We start from the raw sequence: 703 nt of genomic DNA, 5'->3' as shown, positions 1-703 counted from the left end.
CCACCAAACTCATTAGCGTATTCAACAGGCCTGATAGAAAGCAAAGACATGGCGAAAGTCGGACTCATCATTGGCTTAATTGGTCTGTTTATAGTTTACGGCGCTGTGTTGATTCTCTTCTAACGTTCTGGCTCTGTGAGGGGTTACGCCTTCACAGAGCCCCTTCATTCCCATTACCTCGACTTCGTTCCCCTTTGCACACCATGATGAATAGAGATTTAACATTGCATTGCTGAATAAAAATCACACCATGTGCCTCAAGTTTCATCACTAACTGTCGATAAATTCACTAAAGCCTTTCATGTAACGCTCTGTGCTTGAATCGTCTAAACCCTCTGGAGTCACACGTTGTGACACTGATCTTTTTGTCTGTTTATAAAGGTTAGACAATGAGAAATACCATTAAGTTAAAAATCCAGATTGCTATCGCAGTCATTATCGCCATCGTAAGTGGCGTTCAAGCTTGGGTTTCCGTTAATCAACTTCACGAAGAAACCACATCCACACTCAACCGAGAAATACAGAATATTTCTGAGTCGACTAACCGTTATATCAGCGATTGGCTCTCAATTCGTAGCGATATGATGTTGGCTAACGAACAAATCATCGCCGGTTCTGATGATGCAGATCGCGAGTTATTGCTGACCAAACGCGCGGGGAAATTTCTCTCTGTTTACGCAGGGTTCTCTGACGGCGCGATTGC

Annotated in this window: 1 pseudogene; it reads left to right on the top strand. The window is 43.5% G+C overall.

Annotated features, from left to right (window positions below):
- Positions 1 to 389 precede the first annotated feature (389 nt).
- Positions 390 to 703 (top strand): annotated as a pseudogene (locus tag R7Z49_RS25110) (methyl-accepting chemotaxis protein); the annotation flags it as partial.

Origin of the sequence: Vibrio sp. 1562, from assembly GCF_033340155.1 — a bacterium.
Taxonomy (GTDB): Bacteria; Pseudomonadota; Gammaproteobacteria; order Enterobacterales; family Vibrionaceae; genus Vibrio; species Vibrio alginolyticus.
The sequence above is the reverse complement of the archived record's forward strand: the minus strand, read 5'-3'. Positions and strand labels throughout refer to the sequence as shown.